This is a genomic window from Saccharopolyspora hordei, assembly GCF_013410345.1.
In the GTDB taxonomy this organism is placed as follows: Bacteria; Actinomycetota; Actinomycetes; order Mycobacteriales; family Pseudonocardiaceae; genus Saccharopolyspora; species Saccharopolyspora hordei.
On sequence record NZ_JACCFJ010000001.1, the window covers coordinates 4,641,439 to 4,664,676 of the forward strand.

General features: G+C 72.8%; 27 protein-coding genes and 1 tRNA gene. 15 read left to right on the top strand and 13 right to left on the bottom strand.

The window, feature by feature from the left end:
- Positions 1–33 precede the first annotated feature (33 nt).
- Positions 34–501, top strand: coding sequence for a GAF domain-containing protein (locus tag HNR68_RS21220; RefSeq protein ID WP_179723512.1), 468 nt, complete (start codon positions 34–36; stop codon positions 499–501).
- Here HNR68_RS21220 and HNR68_RS21225 read toward each other — a convergent pair.
- Positions 419–1,429, bottom strand: coding sequence for an NAD-dependent epimerase/dehydratase family protein (locus tag HNR68_RS21225; protein WP_179725339.1), 1,011 nt, complete (start codon positions 1,427–1,429; stop codon positions 419–421). The genes HNR68_RS21220 and HNR68_RS21225 overlap by 83 nt on opposite strands.
- Positions 1,430–1,525: 96 nt before the next feature.
- Between HNR68_RS21225 and HNR68_RS21230 the strand changes: the two genes are divergently transcribed.
- Positions 1,526–2,434 carry a glycosyltransferase gene (locus HNR68_RS21230; RefSeq protein ID WP_179723513.1) on the top strand — a complete coding sequence of 303 codons (909 nt, stop codon included), beginning with the start codon at positions 1,526–1,528 and terminating at the stop codon, positions 2,432–2,434.
- On the opposite strand, the gene HNR68_RS21235 is transcribed toward HNR68_RS21230, so the two are convergent.
- Complete coding sequence (locus HNR68_RS21235) at positions 2,431–3,813, bottom strand: MFS transporter (RefSeq protein WP_343050303.1); 1,383 nt, start codon at positions 3,811–3,813, stop codon at positions 2,431–2,433. The genes HNR68_RS21230 and HNR68_RS21235 overlap by 4 nt on opposite strands.
- Positions 3,814–4,162: 349 nt before the next feature.
- Here HNR68_RS21235 and HNR68_RS21240 point away from each other — a divergent pair, with 349 nt between their 5' ends.
- Entirely contained in the window at positions 4,163–4,981 is an 819-nt protein-coding gene (locus HNR68_RS21240) for a DUF1206 domain-containing protein (RefSeq protein ID WP_179723514.1), read from the top strand.
- A 30-nt stretch (positions 4,982–5,011) separates the two neighbouring features.
- Here the strand turns inward: HNR68_RS21240 and HNR68_RS21245 are convergent, their stop codons facing one another.
- The 5 genes from HNR68_RS21245 to HNR68_RS21265 form a co-directional block, all read right to left on the bottom strand.
- Entirely contained in the window at positions 5,012–6,199 is a 1,188-nt protein-coding gene (locus HNR68_RS21245) for a zinc-dependent alcohol dehydrogenase (protein ID WP_179723515.1), read from the bottom strand.
- Between the two features lie 23 nt (positions 6,200–6,222).
- Positions 6,223–6,621, bottom strand: a complete 399-nt coding sequence (locus HNR68_RS21250; protein WP_179723516.1) for a DUF2267 domain-containing protein — start codon at positions 6,619–6,621, stop codon at positions 6,223–6,225.
- 104 nt (positions 6,622–6,725) lie between these two features.
- A complete protein-coding gene (locus HNR68_RS21255) occupies positions 6,726–7,124 on the bottom strand; it encodes a ChaB family protein (protein WP_179723517.1) in 399 nt (132 codons plus the stop codon).
- Positions 7,125–7,239: 115 nt separating this feature from the next.
- Positions 7,240–8,106 (bottom strand): SDR family oxidoreductase, encoded by an 867-nt coding sequence (locus HNR68_RS21260; RefSeq protein ID WP_179723518.1) that lies wholly within the window; start codon positions 8,104–8,106, stop codon positions 7,240–7,242.
- Positions 8,107–8,265: 159 nt separating this feature from the next.
- Positions 8,266–8,835 (bottom strand): hemerythrin domain-containing protein, encoded by a 570-nt coding sequence (locus tag HNR68_RS21265; RefSeq protein WP_179723519.1) that lies wholly within the window; start codon positions 8,833–8,835, stop codon positions 8,266–8,268.
- A gap of 164 nt (positions 8,836–8,999) precedes the next feature.
- Here HNR68_RS21265 and HNR68_RS21270 point away from each other — a divergent pair, with 164 nt between their 5' ends.
- From HNR68_RS21270 to HNR68_RS21300, 7 genes are all read left to right on the top strand, one after another.
- Positions 9,000–11,024 (top strand): CocE/NonD family hydrolase, encoded by a 2,025-nt coding sequence (locus HNR68_RS21270; protein WP_179723520.1) that lies wholly within the window; start codon positions 9,000–9,002, stop codon positions 11,022–11,024.
- A gap of 270 nt (positions 11,025–11,294) precedes the next feature.
- Positions 11,295–11,492 (top strand): DUF2795 domain-containing protein, encoded by a 198-nt coding sequence (locus HNR68_RS21275; protein WP_179723521.1) that lies wholly within the window; start codon positions 11,295–11,297, stop codon positions 11,490–11,492.
- Positions 11,493–11,649: 157 nt separating this feature from the next.
- Positions 11,650–11,868 (top strand): hypothetical protein, encoded by a 219-nt coding sequence (locus HNR68_RS21280; protein ID WP_179723522.1) that lies wholly within the window; start codon positions 11,650–11,652, stop codon positions 11,866–11,868.
- 29 nt (positions 11,869–11,897) lie between these two features.
- Entirely contained in the window at positions 11,898–13,169 is a 1,272-nt protein-coding gene (locus tag HNR68_RS21285) for an ATP-grasp domain-containing protein (protein ID WP_179723523.1), read from the top strand.
- Positions 13,170–13,239: 70 nt separating this feature from the next.
- Positions 13,240–13,419 (top strand): hypothetical protein, encoded by a 180-nt coding sequence (locus HNR68_RS21290; RefSeq protein ID WP_179723524.1) that lies wholly within the window; start codon positions 13,240–13,242, stop codon positions 13,417–13,419.
- A gap of 148 nt (positions 13,420–13,567) precedes the next feature.
- Positions 13,568–14,080, top strand: coding sequence for a hypothetical protein (locus tag HNR68_RS21295; protein ID WP_179723525.1), 513 nt, complete (start codon positions 13,568–13,570; stop codon positions 14,078–14,080).
- Between the two features lie 82 nt (positions 14,081–14,162).
- Positions 14,163–14,768 (top strand): APC family permease, encoded by a 606-nt coding sequence (locus tag HNR68_RS21300; RefSeq protein ID WP_179723526.1) that lies wholly within the window; start codon positions 14,163–14,165, stop codon positions 14,766–14,768.
- 6 nt (positions 14,769–14,774) lie between these two features.
- Here HNR68_RS21300 and HNR68_RS21305 read toward each other — a convergent pair whose 3' ends face one another.
- The 4 genes from HNR68_RS21305 to HNR68_RS21320 all read right to left on the bottom strand — a co-directional run bounded on the left by HNR68_RS21305 (position 14,775) and on the right by HNR68_RS21320 (position 17,035).
- A complete protein-coding gene (locus HNR68_RS21305; RefSeq protein WP_179723527.1) occupies positions 14,775–15,620 on the bottom strand; it encodes an MBL fold metallo-hydrolase in 846 nt (281 codons plus the stop codon).
- Between the two features lie 98 nt (positions 15,621–15,718).
- The gene (locus HNR68_RS21310) at positions 15,719–15,964 is read right to left on the bottom strand and encodes a DUF6480 family protein (RefSeq protein WP_179723528.1); all 246 of its coding nucleotides are present in this window, start codon (positions 15,962–15,964) and stop codon (positions 15,719–15,721) included.
- Between the two features lie 154 nt (positions 15,965–16,118).
- Positions 16,119–16,517, bottom strand: a complete 399-nt coding sequence (locus tag HNR68_RS21315) for a DUF6292 family protein (RefSeq protein ID WP_246330507.1) — start codon at positions 16,515–16,517, stop codon at positions 16,119–16,121.
- Positions 16,518–16,765: 248 nt separating this feature from the next.
- Positions 16,766–17,035: a hypothetical protein gene (locus tag HNR68_RS21320; RefSeq protein WP_179723530.1), complete on the bottom strand. Its 270-nt coding sequence runs from the start codon at positions 17,033–17,035 to the stop codon at positions 16,766–16,768.
- A gap of 487 nt (positions 17,036–17,522) precedes the next feature.
- On the opposite strand from HNR68_RS21320, the gene HNR68_RS21325 reads away from it, so the two are divergent.
- Entirely contained in the window at positions 17,523–17,975 is a 453-nt protein-coding gene (locus HNR68_RS21325) for a hypothetical protein (RefSeq protein ID WP_179723531.1), read from the top strand.
- A gap of 474 nt (positions 17,976–18,449) precedes the next feature.
- On the top strand, positions 18,450–19,169 hold the full coding sequence (locus tag HNR68_RS21330) for a pentapeptide repeat-containing protein (RefSeq protein ID WP_179723532.1): 720 nt from the start codon (positions 18,450–18,452) through the stop codon (positions 19,167–19,169).
- A gap of 314 nt (positions 19,170–19,483) precedes the next feature.
- Here HNR68_RS21330 and HNR68_RS21335 read toward each other — a convergent pair whose 3' ends face one another.
- Together HNR68_RS21335 and HNR68_RS21340 are read right to left on the bottom strand one after the other, a co-directional pair.
- Complete coding sequence (locus HNR68_RS21335; RefSeq protein ID WP_179723533.1) at positions 19,484–19,768, bottom strand: hypothetical protein; 285 nt, start codon at positions 19,766–19,768, stop codon at positions 19,484–19,486.
- Between the two features lie 326 nt (positions 19,769–20,094).
- Positions 20,095–20,171: transfer RNA gene (locus HNR68_RS21340), tRNA-Leu, on the bottom strand.
- A 243-nt stretch (positions 20,172–20,414) separates the two neighbouring features.
- Between HNR68_RS21340 and HNR68_RS21345 the strand changes: the two genes are divergently transcribed.
- From HNR68_RS21345 to HNR68_RS21355, 3 genes are read left to right on the top strand one after another with little or no spacing between them, the layout of a single operon-like run.
- A complete protein-coding gene (locus HNR68_RS21345; protein WP_343050304.1) occupies positions 20,415–21,464 on the top strand; it encodes a FecCD family ABC transporter permease in 1,050 nt (349 codons plus the stop codon).
- A gap of 1 nt (position 21,465) precedes the next feature.
- On the top strand, positions 21,466–22,248 hold the full coding sequence (locus HNR68_RS21350; protein WP_179723535.1) for an ATP-binding cassette domain-containing protein: 783 nt from the start codon (positions 21,466–21,468) through the stop codon (positions 22,246–22,248).
- Entirely contained in the window at positions 22,245–23,231 is a 987-nt protein-coding gene (locus HNR68_RS21355; protein WP_179723536.1) for an ABC transporter substrate-binding protein, read from the top strand. Before HNR68_RS21350 ends, HNR68_RS21355 begins: the two co-directional genes overlap by 4 nt.
- Positions 23,232–23,238 lie beyond the last annotated feature (7 nt).

Sequence of the window (23,238 nt, forward strand, 5' to 3'; positions counted from 1 at the left end):
GGGCCCACCAGCGACCGACGGGGGGCGACAGGCGTGGACGGACGCCGCGAGCACACCGGGGCACCGGTGCTGGGCGCGCTGCTGTCCGGGCTCGTGCTGACCGTTCCCGGCGCCGCGATGGGCTGCCTCAGCAGCGCCGCCCCGGTCCGGCTGTCGCTGCACACCGACTCACGCGCCGCCGCGATCGACGCCGGCCAGCTCCGGGAGGGCTCGGGTCCGCGGGTGGAGGTGGCGCGCACGCGCCGCGCGGTGCACGCCGACGTCACCCAGGTCCGGATCTGCTGGCCCCGCTTCGCGCGCGCCGCCCGCGAAGCGCACGTGTTCAGCTTCCTCATCGTCCCGCTCACCGGCAGCCCGCAGCTGGACGGCGCGGTGAGCCTCTACGGGGGGCGCTCGCACGCCTTCACCGACGCCGACGTCACGACCGCGCTGCGCGCGGTGGCCGGGATCCGCCGGGAACTGCTCGGACTCGCCGCTGACCGGACGCCGCGTCGGCGGTGAACCACTCCATGGTGCGGCGCAGGCCCTCCACGACACCGACCTCCGGGCGCCAGCCGAGCTCGCTGATCGCCACGGTGATGTCCGGGCAGCGCCGACGGGGTTCGCCCGCGGCGGCGGCGACGTGCTCGATCGGCGAGCGCGACCCGGCGAGGCTGCGGACCAGCTCGGCCAGGCCGCGCACCGGGATCTCCCCCGGCCGCCCGATGTTCACCGGCGTCGGCCGGTCCCCGGCCGCGACCGCGAGCAGCCCGCGGACGGTGTCGTCCACATAGCACAGTGAGCGGGTCTGGTTCCCGTCGCCGTGCACGGTGATCGCCTCGTCCCGCAGTGCTTGGCGGACGAACGTGGACACCACCCGCCCGTCGTCGGGACGCATGCGCGGGCCGAAGGAGTTGAACACCCGAGCGATCCGGGTCGCCACCCCGCGGTGCCTGCCGTAGGCGGAGGTGAGCGCTTCGGCGTAGCGCTTGGCCTCGTCGTACACCGCGCGCGGCCCGACGGGGTCGACGTTGCCCCAGTAGTCCTCGGACTGCGGGTGGCGCAGCGGGTCGCCGTAGACCTCGCTGGTGGAGGCGAGCAGGAAGCGGGCCCCGTTGCGCTCGGCCAGTTCCAGCGCGTGCTGGGTGCCGCTGCTGCCCGCGCGCAGGGTCTCCAGCGGCATGCGGGAGTAGTCCACCGGGGACGCCGGCGAGGCGAGGTGCACCACCAGGTCGACGTCGTCGACGTGGTAGGCGTCGCGCGCGATGTCGTGCGCGACGAACTCGAAGCGCGGGTCGGAGCGCAGCCCGGCGAGGTTGCGTTCGGTGCCCGTGCACAGGTTGTCCACGCAGATCACCGACGTCCCGCGCGCGATGAGCTCCTCGCACAGGTGGGAACCGAGGAAACCGGCCCCACCTGTGACCACGGCCCGGCGGAAGTGCCATCCCACGAGGTCCACCCCTCCCCAGTCGCTCGCTGGGCTACCCCGCGCGGCCGCACCGCAAACCGGCGGTTGACACCGCTGCCGCCGGGGTAACCGGGGCGCGTGCCGGGGAACGGGGAGAACGACCGCATTTCCGTCGTCGTCATGACGCACGAGCGGTGCGCGGAGCTGCTCCGGACGCTGGAGCACATGACGCGCATCCCGGACGCCCCACCGATCATCGTGGTGGACAACGGATCTCACGACGGCACGGCCGCGCGGGTGCGCGCCGAGTTCCCGGGCGTGCGCCTGCTGCGCCACGACCACAACCTCGGGGCGGCCGCGCGGAACTGGGCGGTCGAGCACGTCACCACGCCCTACGTCGCGTTCTGCGACGACGACACCACGTGGCAGCCCGGGTCCCTGGACCGCGCCGCCGACGTGCTGGACGAGCACCCCAGCGTGGGCGCGGTGATGGGGCGGTGCCTGGTCGAGCCGGGCCTGCGCGAGGACCCGCTCGTGCCGGAGCTGCGCGCGTCCCCGGTCCCGGCCCCGCACTGGTTGCCCGGCCCGGCGCTGATGAGCGTGATGGCCGCGCTCACCGCCTTCCGCGTGGACGCGTTCCGCGCGGCCGGCGGTTTCTCCGCGCGGTTGTGGCTCGGCGGCGAGGAGGAGCTGCTCGCGCTCGACCTGGTGGCGAGCGGCTGGTGGCTGTGCTGGCGGGAGGACGTCGTGGTCCACCACCGGCCGTCGACGGCCCGCAACGCCCGCCTCCGCCGGCAGCTGGGCATCCGCAACACCTTGCTGACCGCGTGGTTGCGGCGGCCGGTGCGCGACGCGCTGCGGCGCAGCGCCGCGGTGCTGGCGAGCGCGCCCAAGGACCGCTGCACCGCGGGTGCGGTGCTGCGCACCTGCCGGCTCGCCCCGTGGGTGGTGCGGGAGCGGGAGGTGGTCCCGGACGAGGTCGAGCGGCGGCTCCGGCTGCTGGAGGAACCGCAGCGGAACTCCCCCGCGCGCCGCTACGTGGGCTAGTCGCGGGCGGGCCGCGCGGCGCGCCCTCTCCGGGTGAGCCGCCCGCCCGGCCCGGTCCACCGTGGTCCGCGAGCGGGCCGGCGCGTCGCCTTCCCCCGTGCGGCGGGCTTCTCGGCCGGGACGGAGGTCGGGGCCACCAGGTGCGTCCAGCGGGCGTGCGCGGGCAGCGCGCGGCGCTGCGGGGACCGGGCGAACAGCACCCAGGCGACCACCGTGGCCAGCACGGTGACCAGGCCGGCGACCTCGAGCGCACGACCGGGGCCGGCGAACTCCGACAGCCACCCCAGCAGCGGGCCGCCGACCGCGCCGGAGGCCGCGGTCACCATGCTCTTGGCCGCCAGCACCCGGCCGCGCATGTCCTCGTCGGTGTCCAGCTGGATCCGCGTGCTGGTGGCGGTGTCCAGCACCACGGCCCCGACAGCGATCGGGAACAGGTACGCGGCGAAGGCCCCCAGCACGGGGGCGGACCCGCTGGACAGCTGCAGCACGCTCGTGACCAGGGCCATGACCAGCACCAGCCGCAGCGTCAGCTGCTTGCACGCCGCGGCGACGAACCCGCCGACGATGGTGCCCGCGGCGAAGACCACGGAGAGGAACCCGTACCCCTGCGGGCCGCCGTCCAGCGGCCCCTCGCTCATGGCCGCCATCGTGACCTGGTAGTTCCGGCCGAGGCAGGACAGCACGAAGCTGAGCAGGAACAGCACGACCAGCGGCCGGTGCCCGAGCACGTAGCGCAGCCCGGCGGTGACCCCGGACCGCTCCGGGGTGCTGGTCCGCAACGCGAACATCCCCTCCGGCCGGACGCGGGCGAGCGCGACCAGCACGGCGCCGAAGCTCAGCGCGTTGAGCAGCAGGAGCACCGGGACGCCGGTGACCACCACGAGCGCGCCGGCCAGGCCCATGCCGAGGACGCGACCACCGGAGCTGATGATCGACCCGAGCGCCAGCGCGTTGCCCAGGTCCTCCCGCGGGACGAGCTGGGACCCGAAGCGGCCGAGCGCCGGGCCGTCGAACACGGTGACCACGCCGCCCACCAGCGCGGTGGCGTACACCGCGGGCAGCGGCCCGTCGGCCCAGGCCAGGCCGGCGAGCACGAGCGCGAGCACGCCGTGCAGCGTCTGGGTCACGAACAGCACGCGCCGGGTCGGCCAGCGGTCGGCCAGCGCACCGGCGAACGGGGACAGGACCACGCTGGGGAGGACCTGGAACAGCAGCGACAGCCCGAGCATCCCGGGCGATCCGGTCTTGACGAGGACGAACCAGTTGAGCGCGAGGTTCTGCATCCACGCCCCGGTCACCGAGACGACGTCTGCGCACGCCCAGCGCCGGTAGTTCGCGTGTGTCAGCGCGCGGAACATGGTCGCGGCGGAGGCGCGCACGGTGGGGTCCTTTCCGGGGGAGGAGTGACCGGCGGCCGGAGGTTCGGGGCAGCACGCCGGGCCGCGCCGGATCGCGGCGCACCACGCACCGTGGCACTCACGCGCGGAAGCTGAAAACCATTTGTGTTCGGCTTCTCAGGGTGCGGCCGGAATCCGTTGCCACTCGGGACTTTCCGCAGAACGACTGGTCACGAGCAGTCAGCGCGCTCACCGCGCCGGCGGTTTCCGCCGATCGCCGTCGGGGTACTCGCCGTGGAGTCGCAGCCGCCGCGGACGGCGGGACCGAGCCGACACCGGCGGACCCCGCCCAGGCGGACCGGCGCCCTGCCGGGCCACGCACGAGGACGTCATGACCGATCTCACCCGTCGAGCCCGGCGCGCCGAGGGCAGCACCGCGGTGCGGGTCCTGGGCGTGCTCGGGTGGTCCTCCTACGGGACCGTCCACCTGGTCATCGCCTGGCTCGCGGTCGAGGTCTCGCTCGGCGAGCGGCAGGAGCAGCCGGCTCCGCAGGGTGCGATCGCCAAGCTCGCCCAGCAGCCCGTCGGCTCGGCCCTGCTGGCCGCCCTCGCGGCGGGACTGGGCGCGTTCGCGGTGTCACAGCTCGTCATGGCGGTGATCGGGTTCCGCTGGGTCCAGGAGCGACCCACCCGGATCGCCCGGAAGCTCGGCGCGCTCGGGCGCGCGGTGTTCTCGCTCGGCCTCGGGCTGCTGGCGGCGCGGCAGTGCGCCGGCGAGCGGATCGGCTCGAGCAGCGCGCAGCAGCAGCACCTCACCGCCGACCTGCTCCGGCTGCCCGCCGGCTGGGTCCTCGTCGCGGTGGTCGCCGTCGCGGTGCTGGTGGTCGCCGTGGCGACCGTCCGCCGCGGGCTGCTCCGCAGCTTCCGCGAGGACCTCGACCTGAGCGGGCTCTCCGAGCGCACCCGGTGCTGGGTCGAGCGGGTCGGGCTGGTCGGCTGGGTGGCCAAGGGACTCGCCTACGCCGGCATCGGCGTCCTCCTCGCCGCGGCCGCGGTGTCGAGCGACCCCGGCAAGTCCGGCGGCCTGGACCGGGCCCTGCACCTGCTCGCCGGTCCCCTGGCCGGCCGGATCGCGCTGTGGTCGATCGCCACCGGCTTCGTCGCCTTCGCCGCCTTCTGCCTCACCGCAGCCGCGACCCACCGCCGCTGAGCCGCCCGCAGCCGGCACCGGGCCTGGTCGTCACGTGCCTGGTTGCAGCAGGACCTTGATCGCGCCGTCGACCTTGCGCTGGAAGATGTCGTAGCCGTGCGGCGCCTGTTCCAGCGGCAGCCGGTGGGTGGCCAGGTCGAGGACCCCGAGCGGGTCGGACTCGTCCTGCACCAGCGGCAGCACGTCGGGGATCCAGCGCCTGACGTGCGCCTGCCCCATGGCGATCCGCACGCCCTTGTCGAACATCGTCAGCATGGGCAGCGGGTCGGCGGTGCCCGCGTAGACGCCGCTGAGCGAGATCGTCCCGCCACGCCGCACCGCGTCGATGCACTGGTACAGCACCGTCAGCCGGTCCACGCCGGCCTTGGTCATCATCGGCTCCGCCACCGCGTCGGGCAGGGCGGTGACCATCTTCTGCAGGAACTCCGCCCCCGGCGAGCCGTGCGCCTCCATGCCGACCGCGTCGATCACCGAGTCGGTGCCGCGCCCCTCCGTCCGGTCCCGGACCACGGCCGGCACGTCGTCCTCCTCCCGCGCGTCGATCACCTCGACGCCGTGCCGCGCCGCCATCTCCAACCGCTCCGGGACCAGGTCGACGCCGATCACCCGCCTCCCGAGGTGGGCCGCGATCCGCGCGCACATCTGCCCGATCGGGCCGAGCCCGAGCACCAGCACCGAGCCCCGCTCGGGGACCGACGCGAACGCGACCGCCTGCCACGCCGTCGGCAGCACGTCCGAGAGGTAGACGAACTGCTCGTCCGGTGGGCCCTCGGGCACCTTGATCGGCCCGAACTGCGCCTGCGGGACCCGCAGCAGCTCGGCCTGACCGCCCGGCACGCTGCCGTAGAGCTTGGTGTAGCCGAACAGCGCCGCACCGGACCCCTGGTCGCGCACCTGCGTCGTCTCGCACTGCGCGAACAGCCCGCGGTCGCACATCCAGCAGTGCCCGCAGGCGATGTTGAACGGGACGACGACCCGGTCCCCGGGCTTGATGTGCTCGACGGCCGCCCCGGTCTCCCGGACGATGCCCATCGGCTCGTGGCCGAGGACGTCGCCCTGCTCCAGGAAGGGGCCGAGCAGCTCGTAGAGGTGCAGGTCGGACCCGCAGATGGCGGTGGTGGTCACCTCGACGATCGCGTCGGTGTCGGCTTCCAGCCGCGGATCGGGAACGTCGGTGACCTGGACGTTCCGCGGTCCCTGCCAGGTGAGCGCTCGCATGGGCACCTCCGTGTTCGGCTGCGTCAGTCCGTCCCGCGTGCGGGCTTGCCTGCGTCGAGGAAGACGTGCAGGTCGCAGCTGAGCGCCGCCCGCACCTCGACCAGCGTCTGCGCGTCGACCACCCCGTGCAGCAGCTCGAACACCACCCGCGCCCCGTAGGTGCTCTCCGGCGTGCCGAGGCCCGAGTACGTGCTGACCCGGTCGATGAACTCGCAGATGTCGAACTCCTCCGGGGCGGCGCCCGGGGTGCCGCGCAGGTACCGGGCGAACCCCGGCTCCACCTCGGCCGCGAGCCGGCTCGCCGTGGCACCGGGCACCCGCTGCGCCAGGGTCAGCAACGTCGCCCGCACCACGGCCGCCGCCTCCCGCTCGGGCAGGCCGGTCCGGCGCCCGACCTCCGCCACGAACGCCTCACCGCGCATGGCCCCTCCCCGGTCGGGCTCCGCCGGGCGACGGCAGCGCCGGCGCCCCCGGCCGGCCGGGACCGGTGTCCGCCGTGCCGGTGCCGGAGCGGTGGGCGCGGACGTCACGACCGCGCCCGTCGCGTCTGGCGACCGCTCTCCTTGCGCAGCGCCTCCACCAGCTGCTGCTTGGTCATCGACGAGCGCCCGGAGATGCCGAGCTCGCGCGCCCGCTCGTACAGGTGCTTCTTGCTCGCCTGCGCGTCGACCCCGCCGCTGGTCCGCTTCTGCGGCCGGCCGGCGCCGCGCTTCGCCTGCTCGTCCGACGGGCCCTTGCGCTGCTTGGGCATCCACCGGTCGCCGACCTTCTCGTAGGTGTGCTTGAGGGCCGAGTAGGCCGTCTGGTGCGCGCGCCGTCCTTCCCCGTAGGACTCGACCGCGCTGTCGTGCGCCTTGATCCACGTCTCCTGCGCGCCCTTCGGTGAACGGCGCAGTGTGGAGGGGAGTTCGTCACGAGCAGGCATGTCCGGTGACCTCCGATCTGCTCGTCGTGGGGCGTCCCGCACCGGAACACCCGGTTCGCTCCGGCGGTGACCGGGTGACGAGCCCGGTCTCCGCGTTGTCCCCGGAGGACCTCCGTCACCCGGGGTGGGTCTCGCCCCCCACCGGCGCGAGCACTTCGCCCGAGTAGTAGCTGGAGAGCCGGTCCGAGGCGAAGAAGACGTAGGAGGGCGCGATCTCGTCGGGGTGCGCCATGCGCCCCATCGGCGTCTGCTCACCGAACCCCTCCACCTTCTCCTCGGGGAAGGTGGACGGGATCAGCGGTGTCCACACTGGACCGGGTGCCACGCAGTTGACCCGGATCCGCCGCCCCACCAGCGCTTGCGCGAGCGACTGGGTGAACGCGTGCACCGCGCCCTTGGTCGCGGAGTAGTCCATCAGGGTCTTGTTGCCCCGCAAGCCGTTGACCGAGCCGGTGTTGATGATCGCGGCACCGTCCGGCATGTGGTCGAGCGCGGCCCGGCACAGCCAGAAGACCGCGTAGACGTTGACCTTGAACGTCCGGTCGAACTGCTCGTCGCTGATCGCCCGCAGGTCCTGCTGCGGGGCTTGCGTGCCGGCGTGGTTCACCAGCACGTCCAGGCCGCCCAGCTGCTCGACCGCGTCCCGGACCAGCGCGACGCAGGTGTCCTCGCTGCCGAGGTCGCGGCGGTGCACGTGGCAGGACCGACCTTGCTCCTGCACCAGCGACGCGGTGTGGCGCGCGTCGTCCTCCTCGTCCTCGCTGACGTAGCAGATGGCCACGTCCGCGCCCTCCTTGGCGAAGGCGACGGCCACCGCTCGCCCGATCCCCGAGTCACCGCCGGTGATGAGCGCCTTCTTGCCGGCGAGGTGGCCCGCGCCGACGTAGTCGCGCATCTCGTCGCGGGGCCGCGGTTCCATGTCCCCGGTGGCCCCCGGTGGCCGCTGCTGCTGGGCGTGCGCGGTCTCGGGCAGGTCCGACATGGCGAGTCCCCTTCCGCCGGGCACGAGTGCTCCGTCCTGTTCGGACGCTGTGGTTCCCGCGCGCCGCCGGCGCGCCCACGACCGAGGTGTTCCCCGTGGGGACGTCGGGGCAAACGTGCCGCGGGCGGGGCCGTGGTGCTCCGGACACCGCGGCCCGCGCTAGCGGCCGCGCCCGGAGAGCGCGTCCCGCAAGCGGTCGATCATGCCCGCGCCCGGGTCCAGCAGCATGTTCGCCGGCGGCTTGTCCGGTGCCGACGGGTGCGGCCGGGTCGGGGCGCGCTCCTTGGCCTGCACGATCTTCGCGCCGAGGTCCTGCAGGTCCTCGGCCGAGCAGCGCTGCTGCAGCTGCGGGAAGAGGTCCTGCTCCTCGTCGTCGACGTGGTGCCGGATGTCGGAGATGAGCTCGCGGACCAACCGGTCGTACTCGGCGTCCGTCGGCTCCATCCCCTCCAGCTGCTTCATGACCTCCTCGGCTTCGGCGTGCTCCTGGATCTCGTGGTCGGCCACCTCGTCCCCGTCGGGCAGGACCTCGCGCGCCGTCGGGTAGAGGTACTGCTCCTCGGCGACGGAGTGGCGGACCAGTTCGGTGATGATGTGGTCCACCAGCCCCTGCCGGGCCTGGTCGGACATCCCCCCGCGTTCGTACTCCTGGAAAGCGCTCTCGACCGCACGGTGGTCCTTGGTCAGGACGTCGATCAGGTCGCCTTCGCGCGTACCGGCGTGCACCATGTCGTCCCCGCTCTCCGTTGGTGCTCGGAACGCGCCCAGGGTGCCCGGGCCGGGAAGGTCGGCAAACCACGCGCGGACGCGTCGGCGAGATCGGCATGGTCGGCGATCGGACTGGGTAGGTGACGTGTCGTGATGGCAACGACGCGGGCGAGGGGAGGACGTCCATGCGGGTCGTGAACGAACTGCCCCACGCCGTCAAGGAAGAGGAGCAGGTCTGGGTACCGCTCTCGGACGGGACGAGGCTGGCGGGACGCATCTGGCGCCCGACGAGCTCCGACACGCACGCGGTGCCGGCGGTCCTGGAGTTCATCCCGTACCGGCAGCGCGACCTGACCGCCCGGCGGGACTCGATCAACCACCCGTACCTGGCCGGCCACGGCTACGCCTGCGCACGCGTCGACCTGCGCGGCAGCGGTGACTCCGAGGGCGTCCTCACCGACGAGTACCTCGGGCAGGAGCTCCAGGACGGCGAGGAGGTGCTGGCCTGGCTCGCCGAGCAGCCCTGGTGCAACGGCCGGACCGGCATGATGGGCATCTCCTGGGGCGGGTTCAACGCCCTGCAGATCGCCGCGCGCCGGCCGCCGAGCCTGGGCGCGATCGCGGCGCTCAGCTTCAGCGACGACCGCTACGCCGACGACGTGCACTACATGGGCGGGTGCCTGCTCAGCGACAACCTGTCGTGGGCGTCGACGATGTTCGCCTACACCTCCTGCCCGCCCGACCCGGCCAGCGTCGGCGAGCGGTGGCGGGACATGTGGTTCGAGCGGCTGTCCGGCAGCGGGCTCTGGCTCGACGAGTGGCTGCGCCACCAGCGCCGGGACGACTACTGGCGGCACGGTTCGGTGTGCGAGGACTACTCCAGCGTCCAGTGCCCGGTGCTCGCGGTCAGCGGCTGGGCGGACGGCTACTCCAACGCCGTGTTCCGGGTGATGGAGCACCTCCAGGCACCGCGGTTGGGCCTGATCGGCCCGTGGTCGCACAAGTACCCGCACCTCGGCGAGCCGGGGCCGCCGATCGGGTTCCTGCAGGAGCTCGTGCGCTGGTGGGACCACTGGCTCAAGGACGTCGACAACGGGATCATGGACGGCCCGACGCTGCGCACCTGGATGCAGGAGAGCGCGCCGCCGTCCACCGCCTACCGCCAGCGCCCGGGGCGCTGGGTGGGGGAGCCGTCGTGGCCGTCCCCGCACGTGGACCGGGTGCGCTGCCCGCTCGGCCAGAACCTGGTCGCGCGCCCCGACGACCGGCCGGCGTCCCGCCCGCTGTCGATCAGCTCACCGCTGTCGCTGGGCCAGTTCGCCGGCAAGTGGTGCTCCTACAACGCCCCGCCGGACCTGCCCTACGACCAGCGGGAGGAGGACGGCGGCGCGCTGGTGTTCGACACCGACCCGCTCATCGAGCGCTGCGAGATCCTCGGCGGCCCGGTGGCCGACCTGAACCTGGAGGTCGACCGGCCGGTCGCGTCGCTGGCCGTGCGGCTGTCCGACATCGACCAGGACGGGCGCGCCACTCGCGTCACCTACGGGCTGCTCAACCTGTGCCACCGCGACGGGCACGCCGAGCCGCGCGCCCTGGAGCCGGGGACCCGCTACCAGGTGCAGGTGCAGCTCAACGGCGTCGCGCAGGCGTTCCCGCCCGGGCACAAGATCCGGCTCGCCCTGTCGACCTCGTACTGGCCGCTGGCCTGGCCACCGCCCGAGCCGGTCCGGCTCACCGTGCACCCGCAGGACAGCGCGCTCATCCTGCCCGTCCGGCGGTCCGGGGACACCGACGAGATGCCGACACCGGCGTTCGAGGAGGCCGAGGGGGCGCCGCCGCTCACCACCACCCCGGTGCGGCCCGGCGAGGGGCGGTGGACGGTGTCGCGGGACCTCGTGGACTACGAGGCCTCGCTGGAGGTGGTCAAGGACCTCGGCGTGGTGCGGTTCGAGGACATCGACCTCGACGTCACCCGCAGGGCCGAGGAGCGCTACAGCTGGAACGCCGACGACTTCGACTCGGTGCGCGGCGAGGTCACGTGGGTGATGGCGTTCGAGCGGGGCCCGTGGTCGGTCCGCACCCGGACGCGCACCGTGCTCACCTCGACGCCGACCGAGTTCCACCTGGACGCCGAGCTGGACGCCTTCGAGGGCGGCGCCCGGGTCTACTCGCACAACTGGCGGCGCCGCATCCCCCGCGACCACGTGTGAGGTCACGACGAGCTGCGCCGCCACCACCGGGAGCGGACGGTGTGCCGGCGGCCGCGGCTCGTCCACGACCACGGCCCGAGGCCCAGCGACCACGTCCGCGCGCCCCGCCGGCCGCGGCGCCAGGTCAGCGGTCCGATCCGTCCGCTGCGCTTCGACCCCATCTCGTGCCTCCCTCCGGTCGGTCCACGCCGGCGCGGTGGCACCGGCGCTGCGGCCGGGTACCCGGTGCGGGGACGTCCCACGCTCCCCGCCAGTGCAACGGAGGTGACGATGACCAAGTCGGACGACCGACGCGTCAGGAAGGCGCTGCAAGGCGCGGACTTCCCGGCGACCAAGCAGGACCTGATCACCTACGCGGAGGAGCGCGGCGCCGACGCGAAGACCATGCTCGCGCTGCGCGCCGTGCCGGACGGCACCTACGACGACGCCGATCAGGTCGAGGACGCGGTCCCGCAGCAGCCGCGGTGAGGCCGCCGGACGGCGGGAGCGGAGCACCGCCTCCGGGGATGCGGTGGTCCGCTCCCGCCGGTGCCCTGGTGCGGAGGGGGCGGTTTGCGTGCTCCCCCGCGCGGGCAGTCCCAGGACGCCGGTGCGCGGCGCACCGGACGACCACGGGAGGGAGCACATGGCTGACAACGCGGTGGCGCAGATGACGGTGGAGCAGCTCGCCGACACCCTGGCCGGGCTCATCGAGAGCGGGGCCGGGGAGACCCCGGTGGTCGTCAACGTCAGCGACCGCATCGTGCTGCCCGTGCTGGGCACCGCGGTGAAGGCCCACAAAGGACACTCCTACTTCGAGGTGCGTGCCGCCGACCTCACCCCGGACGAGGACGTCACCGCGTAGGGACCGGCGGTCCCGGGTACCTGGGGGTCGTGGCAGAACGATCGAAGAACGTCTTCGTCCTCGGACCCGACGACCGGAACCTGGCGCTGCTGCGCGAGCTGGAGCAGCGCAGCCCCTACCGGTTCCACCCCCTGCTCGACAAGGGGGACCTCATGTTCCGCGAGGTGACCCCGGCCGACCACATCGAGGCGGCGCAGCGCCTGCTCGACTCGTTCGACGGGTCGGTGGACGCGATCATCGGGTACTGGGACTTCCCCGTCAGCTCGCTGGTGCCGATCCTGTGCACCCGGAACGGCTTGCCGGGCCCCAGCCTGGAGTCGGTGGTCACGTGCGAGCACAAGTACTGGAGCCGCCTGGAGCAGCGCAAGGTCACCGATGCCCACCCCGGCTTCGGCCTCGTCGACCTCGACGACCCGCGTCCACCGCCGGGCCTGTCGTTCCCGATGTGGCTCAAGCCGGTCAAGTCCTACTCCTCCGACCTCGCCTTCGAGGTCACCGACGAGTCGGGGCTCGCCGACGCCGCCGCCGAGATCCGGCAGGGCATCGGCCACGTCGGCGAGGCCTTCGACTTCCTGCTGTCGATGCTCGAACTGCCCCCGGAGATCGCCGAGGCCGGCGGGCAGGCGTGCCTGGCGGAGGAGGAGGTCAGCGGTGTGCAGCTGACCGTGGAGGGCTACTGCCACGGCGGGGAGACGCACGTCTACGGCGTGATCGACTCGGTGTGCTACCCCGACACCTCCAGCTTCCTCCGCTACCAGTACCCCTCCGCGCTGCCGGAGCAGGTGCAGGACCGCGTCGCGAGCACAGCGGTCGCGGTGATGCAGCAGATCGGGTTGGACGACTCGATGTTCAACATCGAGTTCTTCTGGAACGAGGAGCAGGACGCGCTCTACGTCCTGGAGATCAACCCGAGGCTGTCGCAATCGCACGCCCCGCTGTTCAAGCACGTCGACGGCGCCTCGAACCTGGAGTGCATGGTGCAGCTCGCGCTCGGCGAGACGCCGGAGATGCCGCACCGGCAGGGCGAGCACGCCGTCGCGGCGAAGTGGTACCGCCGCGCCTTCCGCGACGCGTTCGTCCGCGCGACGCCGTCGGCGGAGCACGTGGCGCAGCTCCAGGAGGAGATGCCCGACGCGATCATCGACATCGTGGCCGAGGAGGGCCACCGGCTCTCCGAGCTGCCCACCCAGGACAGCTACAGCTACGAGCTCTTCGCCGCCTACCTGGGCGCCCAGGACGCCGAGGACCTGACCGCGAAGTACGAGAAGTGCGTGTCGGCGCTGCCGTTCACCCTCACGTGACCGTGTCCCAGCAGCGCCGCACCCGATGCGACCACGGGTCACCGTGGCCGCAGCACGGAGAGGAGCCACCATGACACGCGGTTCGGACAAGCACGGACCGGCCAAGGACGACGCGCTGGAGAAGGAGATCGAGGGCGAGCTGCGCGGTGGTCACCCGACGCGGGCGGACGAGTCGCTGGACGCCGAACCACCGGCCGACGACGACCCGGCCACCGACACCCGGCCGCCGCCGCGCCCGACGCGCGACTGAGCGCACGCGGTCCGCGCACCGCTCCAGCGGCGGTGCGCGGACCGCGTGCGTTTCGTCTCAGCTTCCGCCGAGGGCTTTGTGCAGGTCAGCGGCCTGACTACCGTGGCGGGCGCTGCCCGGAGAACAGCGTGGAAGCGAGACCCCCGACGTGTCCTCGGCCCTCACCCCGATCATCGCGGCCACCGCCCGGTGGCTGACCACGGCCTACCCCGCGCCCCGCGGGGGTGCCCTCAGCCGCGCGCTGGCCGAGGCCCAGGCCACCCAGGCCGTGACCGCGGCGGCCTGGCTGCGCTACCCCACCGACGTCGACGCCGACCTGGTGCACCTCGCCGGGCCGGGCGGCGCCGAGCGCCTGGACGCGCTGGTCGGGGGTTCGACCGGCGCGGACGGCGAGGACGACGCCTGGCGGACGTGGGTCGACGAGGTCGTCGCCAGCTGGGCCGCCTGCCTGCTCGCGGACCCGGCGCTGGCTGCGCGGGCCATCGCCTGCCTGACCAGCGACGACGGGCTTCCGGAGTTCCGCCGTCTGCTCGAGCCCGGTGACCGGGAGCTCGCCGCGGCGGCCTTCCTGCGCCACCCGGACCTGCTGGCGCCCGTGGCGGAGCTGCACCGGGACGCGCTCCACGAGGCGCTGAGCACCACCTCGTCGAACGCCGCCTGACGCCGCGGCGGAGTGTTTCCCCGTGGCGTGCGGCGGGGACCCGGACGGTGTCCTGCACTCGAGCACCCCGTGGAGGCACATCGTGGCCGTACCGAACCGGGTCCAGGTGACGCACCGCCTCGGCAGCGCCGTGCTGGGCGTGCTGCTGGTCGCGTTCGCGGTGGTCGGGGGGTTGTCAGGACCCGCGCCGACGATGAGCACCGCGGTCGCGATCGCCACCGGCGTGGCGGGGTTGGTGCTGTTCGGCACCGCCCTGGCGAGCAGCACGATCGCCTCGACCGCCAGCATCGCGCTCGGCGTCCTCTTCCTCGTGGTCGGACTGCTGCACCTGGCCGTGCAGCACACGTCCTGGAACGTGCTCGGCTTCGTGCTGTCGACCACCCTGTTCTGCACCATCGCCGGGCTCGTCATGTTCCTGTTCGGCTTCTACGGCCGGGTGTCCGGTGGGCTTCCCCCGGACAACCCGTACCGGCGGTCGCACCCGATCCGCACCCAGCGCCCCGGCCCGGACGAGCAGGTCCAGGCGGACCGCGCCGACGAGCGCGAGCAGCGCATGGTCGACGCCGAGGTGTCCATGGCGGAGGGGACGGCGACGCCGGAGCAGCACCGCGCGGTCCAGCAGGAACGCGCCCGCAAGCGGGCCGAGGACCAGCGCGGCGCCGAGCGCCGCACCGACGACGAGCAGTAGCGCGGGTCACGGCGGGGTGGTGCCCCCGCGGGCGGCGCGGCACGCGATCTCCACGGTCTCGCCCCGCTCCACGACGGTGACCTCGTCCTCCAGGCCGCGGCTGCGGACCTCCGCCAGGAAGTCGGCGAGGGAGGACTTCATCACGGTGTAGTCGTCGGTGTGCACCGGGATCAGGGTCCGTGCGGGGACCACCTCCAGGAGGTCGGCTCCCTGTCGCGCGTCCATCGTCACCATCAGCCCGCCGGGGATCGTGGTGCCGCCGAGGTGCGCGATCACCACGTCGATGTCCGGACAGCGACGCGCGATCTCCCGCACCCCGTCGAACAGCAGGGTGTCGCCGGTGATGTAGAGCCGGAGCAGGGGCCCGCCGCCCACCGTGCAGAACTCGACGAGGCTGCCCATGACCGGCGGCAGCAGGTAGCGCACCAGGCCGGGCGCGTGCACCGCGGGCAGTGCGGTGACCCGGACGTACGTGTCGTGCTTGAGCAGGTCCTGCGACTCCCACGTGCGCAGCCCGGTCGCCCGGCGGAAGCCGTGCCAGCCCTGGAGCCGGCGCGAAGCGTGCGGTGTCGTCACGATCGGTGTGCCGCGGTCGAGCTTCCGGCGGACCGCGCGGTCCCAGTGGTCCCCGTGCAGGTGGGAGAGCAGGACGGCGTCGAGGTCGGCCGGCAGCTCCTCGACCTGCATCGCGGGTTCGAGCAGGCGCTTGGAGGTCAGCCCGTGCCCGAGGTGGGCCAGTTGCCCGGCGTGCAGGAAGTTCGGGTCGGTGAGCAGCGTGAACGAGTGCCACCGGAGCACGGTCGTCGCGTTGCCCACGAACGTCACCGCCAACGAGTCCCGGCCCCGCTCCATCGACCTCACCTCAGCCCAGTCGTCCCGTACCGGACTTCCCCGCGCGGGAGGGGACGAACCGTCTCCCCGACTGACCACTGAGGAGGGTCGCCCCGACGTCAGGACACCGCCCCGATCGCCCAGAACACGAAGAACCCGGCGACGAGCACCACCACGACGGCGATCACGACGAGCCACACCCACTTCGTGGGGTTCGCGGAGGCGCGGCTCGTGTGGGAGAGGCCTTCGGTCGCGGACGCCGACTCGGGCGGCGTCTCCCCCGGCGGTACGGACCCGCCCGCCTCCAGGCCCGGCGTGCGGTCCGGCTCCGGGTCGGGTTCGGGCGACGACGTGTGCTCCGACATGCCTGAGGGGTAGCCACCCGGCGTGCGCCCCGAAACGCCGCGGCGTGGGCCGGGCGGTGCCGGTCGTGCGCCGACCACCGCCCGCGATCTCGACGGGGATCGACCGCCCGACTTCCACGGGAGCCGCGGCACCACGGCCCGTCGCCCGCGGCCGTCAGCCGTCGAACCGCGCGAGCCGGTTCTCCAGCCCGTCGTCGGCGTTGGGCAGCCGGAACGCCGGCGGCGCCAGGGTGCCCGGGCTGCGTCCCCGGATCGCGTCGAGGAGGAACTCCTGCACCGTCTCGGGAGCGGGCAGGATGCTCTCTCCCAGGAACTCCAGCGAGACGGTCTCCCCGGCGTCGTCGGTCAGCACGCGCAGGGCCCAACCACTGACCTCGTCCCAGGTCAGCAGCAGCGGGTACTCCGGCAGCGCGGGGACGCGCGAACGCACCTCGACCAGCACCGTCGCCAGGCCGCTGTCGACGTCGACGTCGATGTCGCAGACCTCGCTGCCGAGTCCTCCGGACACGCTCCGGACGTAGTTGACCAACCCACCGACCGCTCGGCTCGTCATGTCCATGGTTCCCGCCCCCCTCCCTCAACACCGGTCCTTCGGGTAACCGCTCCACCCCCACCACGAACACACCCAGGGCCTGAACCGATGCAGGGCGGCGGGGACGGTCGTCGAGGGGAACGGGCACTGCGCGGGAGAACGCTCACCGCGAGCTCGCCCCAGGGGTTCCTGCACCGACGGCGGGACCTTGCAACTCCGAGGACCCTCGTCGCCGCATCGCTGCCCGCCTCATCCCAGTCCACATCGGATCACCGGGATCGAGCCGCTTCAGAAGCGTGCTCAGCAGCGCTTCGCAACTGCCTCGCCGCACGTGGGATCTGTGCCACGAACTCTTCCAGCTTCCCCGAGGAACTGATCGTCTCGTCCAGGCGTGCCACATCGTCACCGAAGTCACCGAGACCGTTCCGCAGCGACTCGACCGAGTACTTCTCCTCCGCTCCGCGCTCATCGATGGTCTTGTGGTGCACAACGCAGAGGAAGATGAGAGTGTCGAACGACTTGCGCTCCTCATCACTCATGTCCGGGACCTAGCGCTCGCCGTTCGGGTTCGCCGCGCAGATGAGCGCCATCTCGAGGGCGATCGTGTACGCCCCGGCCAAGAGCATCGACCGCCGCTGAACGAGATCAGAGCCGCTCGGTCGCCCCGCGAACGCTCCCGCTTCCCGCCTGACACGATGACCTCTCCCGATCTTCTGCGACGGCGATCAACGTTGCCAGGCTGCTCGAGCCGAAGCACAGCTCAGTTCAGCGTTCACTCAATCGGACGCGGCTGATGTTGGGCTCAGCGGGCGATGATGCCAGTCGCACCGCACATGCGAACCCACACCGCCCCATCGAGCAGGGGGGAAACGACTTCCCCTCATGCGCGAAGAGCACGTGGCGATGTCGCGCTCGTCAACAAGGCGTCACCCTCACGTCCTGGAGAACGCACTCCCATGCCTGATCCTCGCTCCGCGCCAGCTGGCTCGACAGGCCGATCACGCCGGGCGAGGTCATCATGGGTCCATGGATCGCGTGGACCAGCCAGCACCCGAGCACCAGCGCCCCGAGGGGGTCGACGACGCGACGGTGGCCGCTGTCGGCAAGCTCTCCGAGGCGCTGGAGACCGTCGAGCGCGCTCGCGGGCACCTCTACGAGTTCCACCAGCTGATCGGCTCCAGCGACGCGAAGCTCTCCGAGGCCGTGTCGGCCCTGCGGGACTGCGACCAGGACGAGCTGGCCGACACGATCGAGCGGGAGCTCGTCGGCCGCAACGTCATCCACGGACGGTGGACCTTCCAGATCGTCGAGGACTTCGACGACGGCTACTGGAGCTGCGTCCGCGAGCACGAGCGGCGAGCACGGGACCAGCTGCTGAAGGGCCGCAGGCACGTCTTCGAGGCCGAGATGAAGGAGCGGGAGCGGAGCGTCCGCGACGACGGTTCGCCGCTCCCCGGGCACGAGGCGACGCCGGACTGACGCCCCGCGCACAGCGGTTCGACGACTGAGCCGTACCGGTGGCGGGCCTTCGAGAAAGCGCTGAACCGCCCCACGGCCGCCGCCGCTGGTGGCACGGTGTTGACCATGCGACGAGCTCGCCCGCCAGCCGCTGCCCGGTCGCGTCGACGACGGTCCCCGGCCCGCCCGGCCGGATTGGGGCTGCGCCGCCCCACCCCTCCGCGCTGGCCGCGCCTCGCGCGAGCGCGCAGGAAGCTGGACCTGACCCAGGTGGGCACCTTGATCGCCGCGCTGGCCACCCTGGCGTTGGCCATCCCCAGCTGGTACACGGCCCAGTCCCAGGCCCACAACGCCGAGTAGGGCCAGCTCACCGACCGGTTCAGCACGGCCATCGAACAGCTCGGCTCGGACGAGCTCCAGATCCGGCTGGGCGGGATCTACGCCCTGGAGCGCATCGCCCGCGACTCCGCGCGCGACCACCCCACCGTGGTGAACGTGCTCGCCACCTTCGTCCGCGAGGAGACGAGGGCACTGCGGCCGACCCCGCACGGGGCCTGCCCCGACGCACCGCCCACAGCGGACGTGCAAGCCACGGTGACCGTGCTCGGCCGCCTGCACTCCCGGTGGGGCAGCCAGGAGGTGGACCTCTCCGGCGCCTGCCTCCCCCACGCCGACCTCAACGACGCCCACCTCTCGGGAGCTGACCTCACCGGCGCCGACCTCACCCAGGCCTCACTCGACCGCGCCGATCTCGCCCACGCTGATCTCGGCGAAGCCGACCTCTCCGACGCCCACCTCACCGAGGCGAACCTGGCCGACGCCGGCCTCACCCTCGCCGTGCTCGACCGCGCCGAGCTCACCGACGCCGTGCTCTCCCACGCCGTCCTCGCCCGTGCCCACCTGTCCCGGGCCTGGCTCGACCGCGCCGACCTCTCCGATGCCTCCCTCATGGAAGCCGACCTCACCGACGCGCACCTCTCCGGAGCCGACCTCACCCAGGCCGACCTCAACGGTGCCCGCTTGCGCGGAGCCGAACTCACCTCCGCCGACCTCAGCGAGGCCTGCCTCGGCCACGCGGACCTCACCGAGACAGACCTCGCCGGCGCCGACCTCACCGAAGCCATGTTGTTCCAAGCCGACCTCACCGGCGCCGACCTCACCGGAGTGCTCGGCTGGGACACCGTCAGGGGAGCCCCACCCCTCGGAGACCCGTGACCGGAGGTTCCCACGCCACCGCACGCGTGGGGACCGACCTGTCGCTGGTGAGGAGCAGGGGCCCACACCCCAGATCACGTGCAGACGCGGGCCGGTCTTCCACTGCGACCGTCGCAAGTGGAGGGACCGGTTCGGTACCGGGAGCGCGCTGTTCACCGCCCTGGTACCACAGCGGCCCCCGGAGCGCTGCGCTCCAGGGGCCGCCCCCGTGCTCGTCGTGGTCGTGCGTCGTTCGCTCACCGGCTCATCCCGTTGTCGGCTGCGAGGAGCAGGGACCTCGCTGTCCTCAGTGGAGTGGAGCCCGCCGGGGACCGCTAGTCCGACGCCACGTCACACGCCGTGTCGGCGTGTTCGTAGCCGACGCCGAGACCGGTCAGGGTGAGGTAGCAGCTCTGGCGTCCGATGGCGCTGCCGTCACTGGCTGCGTTGCAGGCGGCGAGCGACTGCTCGCCGACCACGTAGCCCTGGTGGACGAGGTAGGTCACGCAGTGTTCCACTTCGGCGTGGGCTGCCGGCGTGGTCACGACCAGCGGTACGGCAGCGGCGGCCACCAGCGCGCCGAGGCCGGTCGCGGCGCGACGCCACAGTGTTCGACTCATGCAGAAGTCCTTCCCTCCCCAGACCCGGAGCCCCCTGCTCCAGGCGATGCGGACGATCGTGACCGCCACCCCACCCGAGCGATGCCGAAACCACCGCACGTCACTCGATCGGCCCAGTCGACCCCACCGAGCACCTCGCCGGGAGATCCACGTCGCCGCACGCGACCGGCGTTCGCACGTCAAGCGCACGGTGAGCCGGAACTCTGCCGCGAATGTGCCGTGAACCGCCGCAGTCGGGCGCAGCCGGCCGGGTGCAGCCGCAGGAGCAGAACCGGCCTCTCCCTGCCGTTTCCGCAGGTGAGAGGCCGGTTCCATGTGGTCATCCATGGTGCCCCCGGTGCGACTCGAACGCACACTGGACGGATTTTGAGTCCGCTGCCTCTGCCGATTGGGCTACGGGGGCTTGCTCGCCACAGGATACGGGATCTCTGATCACCGACCTCCACAGGGGTGCGCCGCACCCCTCCTGACCTGCGGACCGACCGCCCCGAGAGCCGCACACCCCCGCGCCGAGCGCTCCACCGCGCGCGATCGACCACATCTCACCCTAGTTGACAATGATTGTCATTTTCGTCAGAGTGGGCACCGGTTCGGGGGACACATCGAGATCGGGGACGACATGCTTCTCACACGCGCCAGGACGCCGGTGCCCGAGTTGGCGCCGCGCGTGCCGCTGGTGCTCATCGCTGGGCCGCTCACCGCGGTGCTGCTGGTGTCCGCACTGGTCGCGATCGCGGTGGGGCCGACGGCCGTGCCGGTGGCCGACACCGCGCGCTACCTGTGGGCCGCGGTCACCGGCGGGTCGATCAGGGCCGAGGAGTTCACCGACTACGCGGTGGTCTGGCAGGTCCGCGCGCCGCGCGTGCTGCTGGCCGCGGTCGTCGGGGCCGGGTTGAGCGCCATCGGCGTCGCGGTGCAGGCGTTGGTGCGCAACGCGCTCGCCGACCCGTTCATCCTCGGCGTCTCGTCCGGGGCGTCGGTGGGCGCCAGCGCCGTCGTGTCCTTCGGGCTGTTCTCCTCGCTGGGCGTCCTCGCGCTGTCCGCGGCCGCGTTCCTCGGGGCGCTCGGGGCGACCGCGCTGGTCTACCTGGTCGCCCGCACCCGGACCGGGTTGAGCCCGCTGCGGTTGGTGCTCATCGGCGTCGCCCTGGCCTACGGGTTCCAGGCCGCCATGAGCGTCATCGTGTTCTTCGCGCCGTTCGGGGAATCCGCGCGCACCGTGCTGTTCTGGCTGCTGGGCAGCCTCGGCGGCGCCACCTGGGAGTCACTGCCCATCGCCGCCGTCGCCGTCCTGGTCGCCGTGGTGCTGCTGGTGCGACAGGGGCGCGCGCTGGACGTGCTGGCGATGGGCGACGAGACCGCCGCCAGCCTCGGTGTCGACGCGACGCGCCTGCGGCGCGGACTGTTCCTGCTCACCGCCGTGGTCACCGGGGCGATCGTGGCCGTCAGCGGCGCCATCGGGTTCATCGGGCTGGTCATGCCGCACCTGGTGCGCATCGTGGTCGGTGCCGCGCACCGCCGGGTCCTGGTGGTCGCGCCGCTGGCCGGTGCCGTGCTGCTGGTGTGGGTGGACCTGGTCTCCCGCACCGCGTTCGCGCCGCGGGAACTGCCGCTGGGCGTCATCACCGCGCTCATCGGGGTGCCCGTGTTCGTCACGCTGATGCGCCGCCGCAGCTACCTGTTCGGGGGGAACTGACGTGGACGTGGTGCTGGACGACGTGTCCGTGGAGGTCGCCGGCTCGACGCTGGTCGACCGGCTGGACCTGTCCGTGGGCAGCGGCGAGGTGGTGGGCCTCGTCGGCCCCAACGGCAGCGGCAAGTCCACCGCGCTGCGCTGCCTCTACCGGGCGCTGCGCCCCACCACCGGCGCGGTGCTGCTGGACGGGACGGACCTCGCTTCGCTGCCGCTGGCCGAGAGCGCGCGCTCGGTCGCCGCGCTCACCCAGGAGAGCCGCACCGAACTCGACTTCACGGTCGCGGAAGTCGTCGCGCTCGGCCGCGCCCCGCACCTGCGCGGCAACCAGCAGCTGACCGACGCGGACTGGGAGCTGTGCCGCCAGGCCATGCGGCGCACCGACGTCGAACACCTGGCGGGGCGCAGCGTCCTGTCGCTGTCCGGCGGCGAGCGGCAGCGCGTGCTCATCGCCCGCGCGCTCGCGCAGCGACCGCGGGTGCTGGTGCTCGACGAGCCGACGAACCACCTCGACGTGCGCCACCAGGTGGCCCTGCTGTCGTTCCTGCGCGAGTGCGGGCTCACCGTGCTCGTCGCGCTGCACGACCTCAACCTCGCCGCGGCCACCTGCGACCGGCTCGCCGTGCTGTCCCGAGGCACGGTCGTCCGCACCGGGAAGCCGCACGAGGTGCTGGACCCCGAGCTCGTCCGCGACGTCTTCGGCGTGTCCGTGTCGCTCGTGACGCACCCGCGCACCGGTGCGCCGCAACTGCTCCACGACCTGACCGAACCGGGAGGAACCCCATGACCCTGCGTCGCACCACGGCCTTGCTGGGCACCGCCGTGCTCCTCGCGGGCTGCGGCGCGACCGTGCAGCCACCGGACCCCGGCGACGCCGCACCGGTGGTCGTCGAGAACTGCGGTGAGCGCATCAGCTACCCGCTGCCGCAGCGCGCGGTCGCCTACGACATGAGCAGCACCGAGAAGATGTTCGCGCTCGGCCTGGCCGACCGGATGCGCGGCATCGTGATGCCCTCCACCGCCGACCCCGCCGTGCAGCGCTCCCCGTACCTCGACGACTACCGGTCGGTGGAGACGCTCAGCACCGACGTGCTCAGCCGCGAAGTGGTCGTCGCCGCCAAGGCGGACTGGGTGCTCGCCGGCTGGAACTCGGGCTTCAGCGAAGCACGCGGCATCACCCCGCAGCTGCTGGCCGACGTCGGCATCCGCAGCTACCAGCACACCGAGAGCTGCTTCACCTACGGCTCGCACCCGGTGAAGGTGCCGCCACTGGACGCGCTCTACACCGACCTGCGGCAGATCGGCGCGATCTTCCACGTGCCGGAGCGGGCCGAAGCGCTGGTCTCCGACCTGCAACGGCGCGCCGAAGCGCTGCGGCAGCAGCGCCCGGCGGGCGAACCGGCGCGGGTGTTCCTCTACGACTCGGGCACCGACCAGCCCTTCACCTCCGGCGCACAAGCCGCACCGGACGCGCTCATCTCGTTGGCCGGCGGGCGGAACATCTTCAGCGACCTCGACCAGCGCTGGACCACCGTCGGCTGGGAGGACGTGGTGCGAGCGGCACCGGAGGTGATCGTCGTGGTCGACTACGGCGACCGCCCGGTCACCGACAAGATCGCGTTCCTGCAGTCGCACCCGGCGCTCGCCGACAGCCCCGCTGTCCGAAGTGGACACTTCTACGTGCTCGACTACGGGCAAGCCGTCAGCGGACCGCGGAACATCGACGGCGCCGAGCAGTTCGCCGCCTACCTGCGCTCGATCGGACGATGAAAGGCAC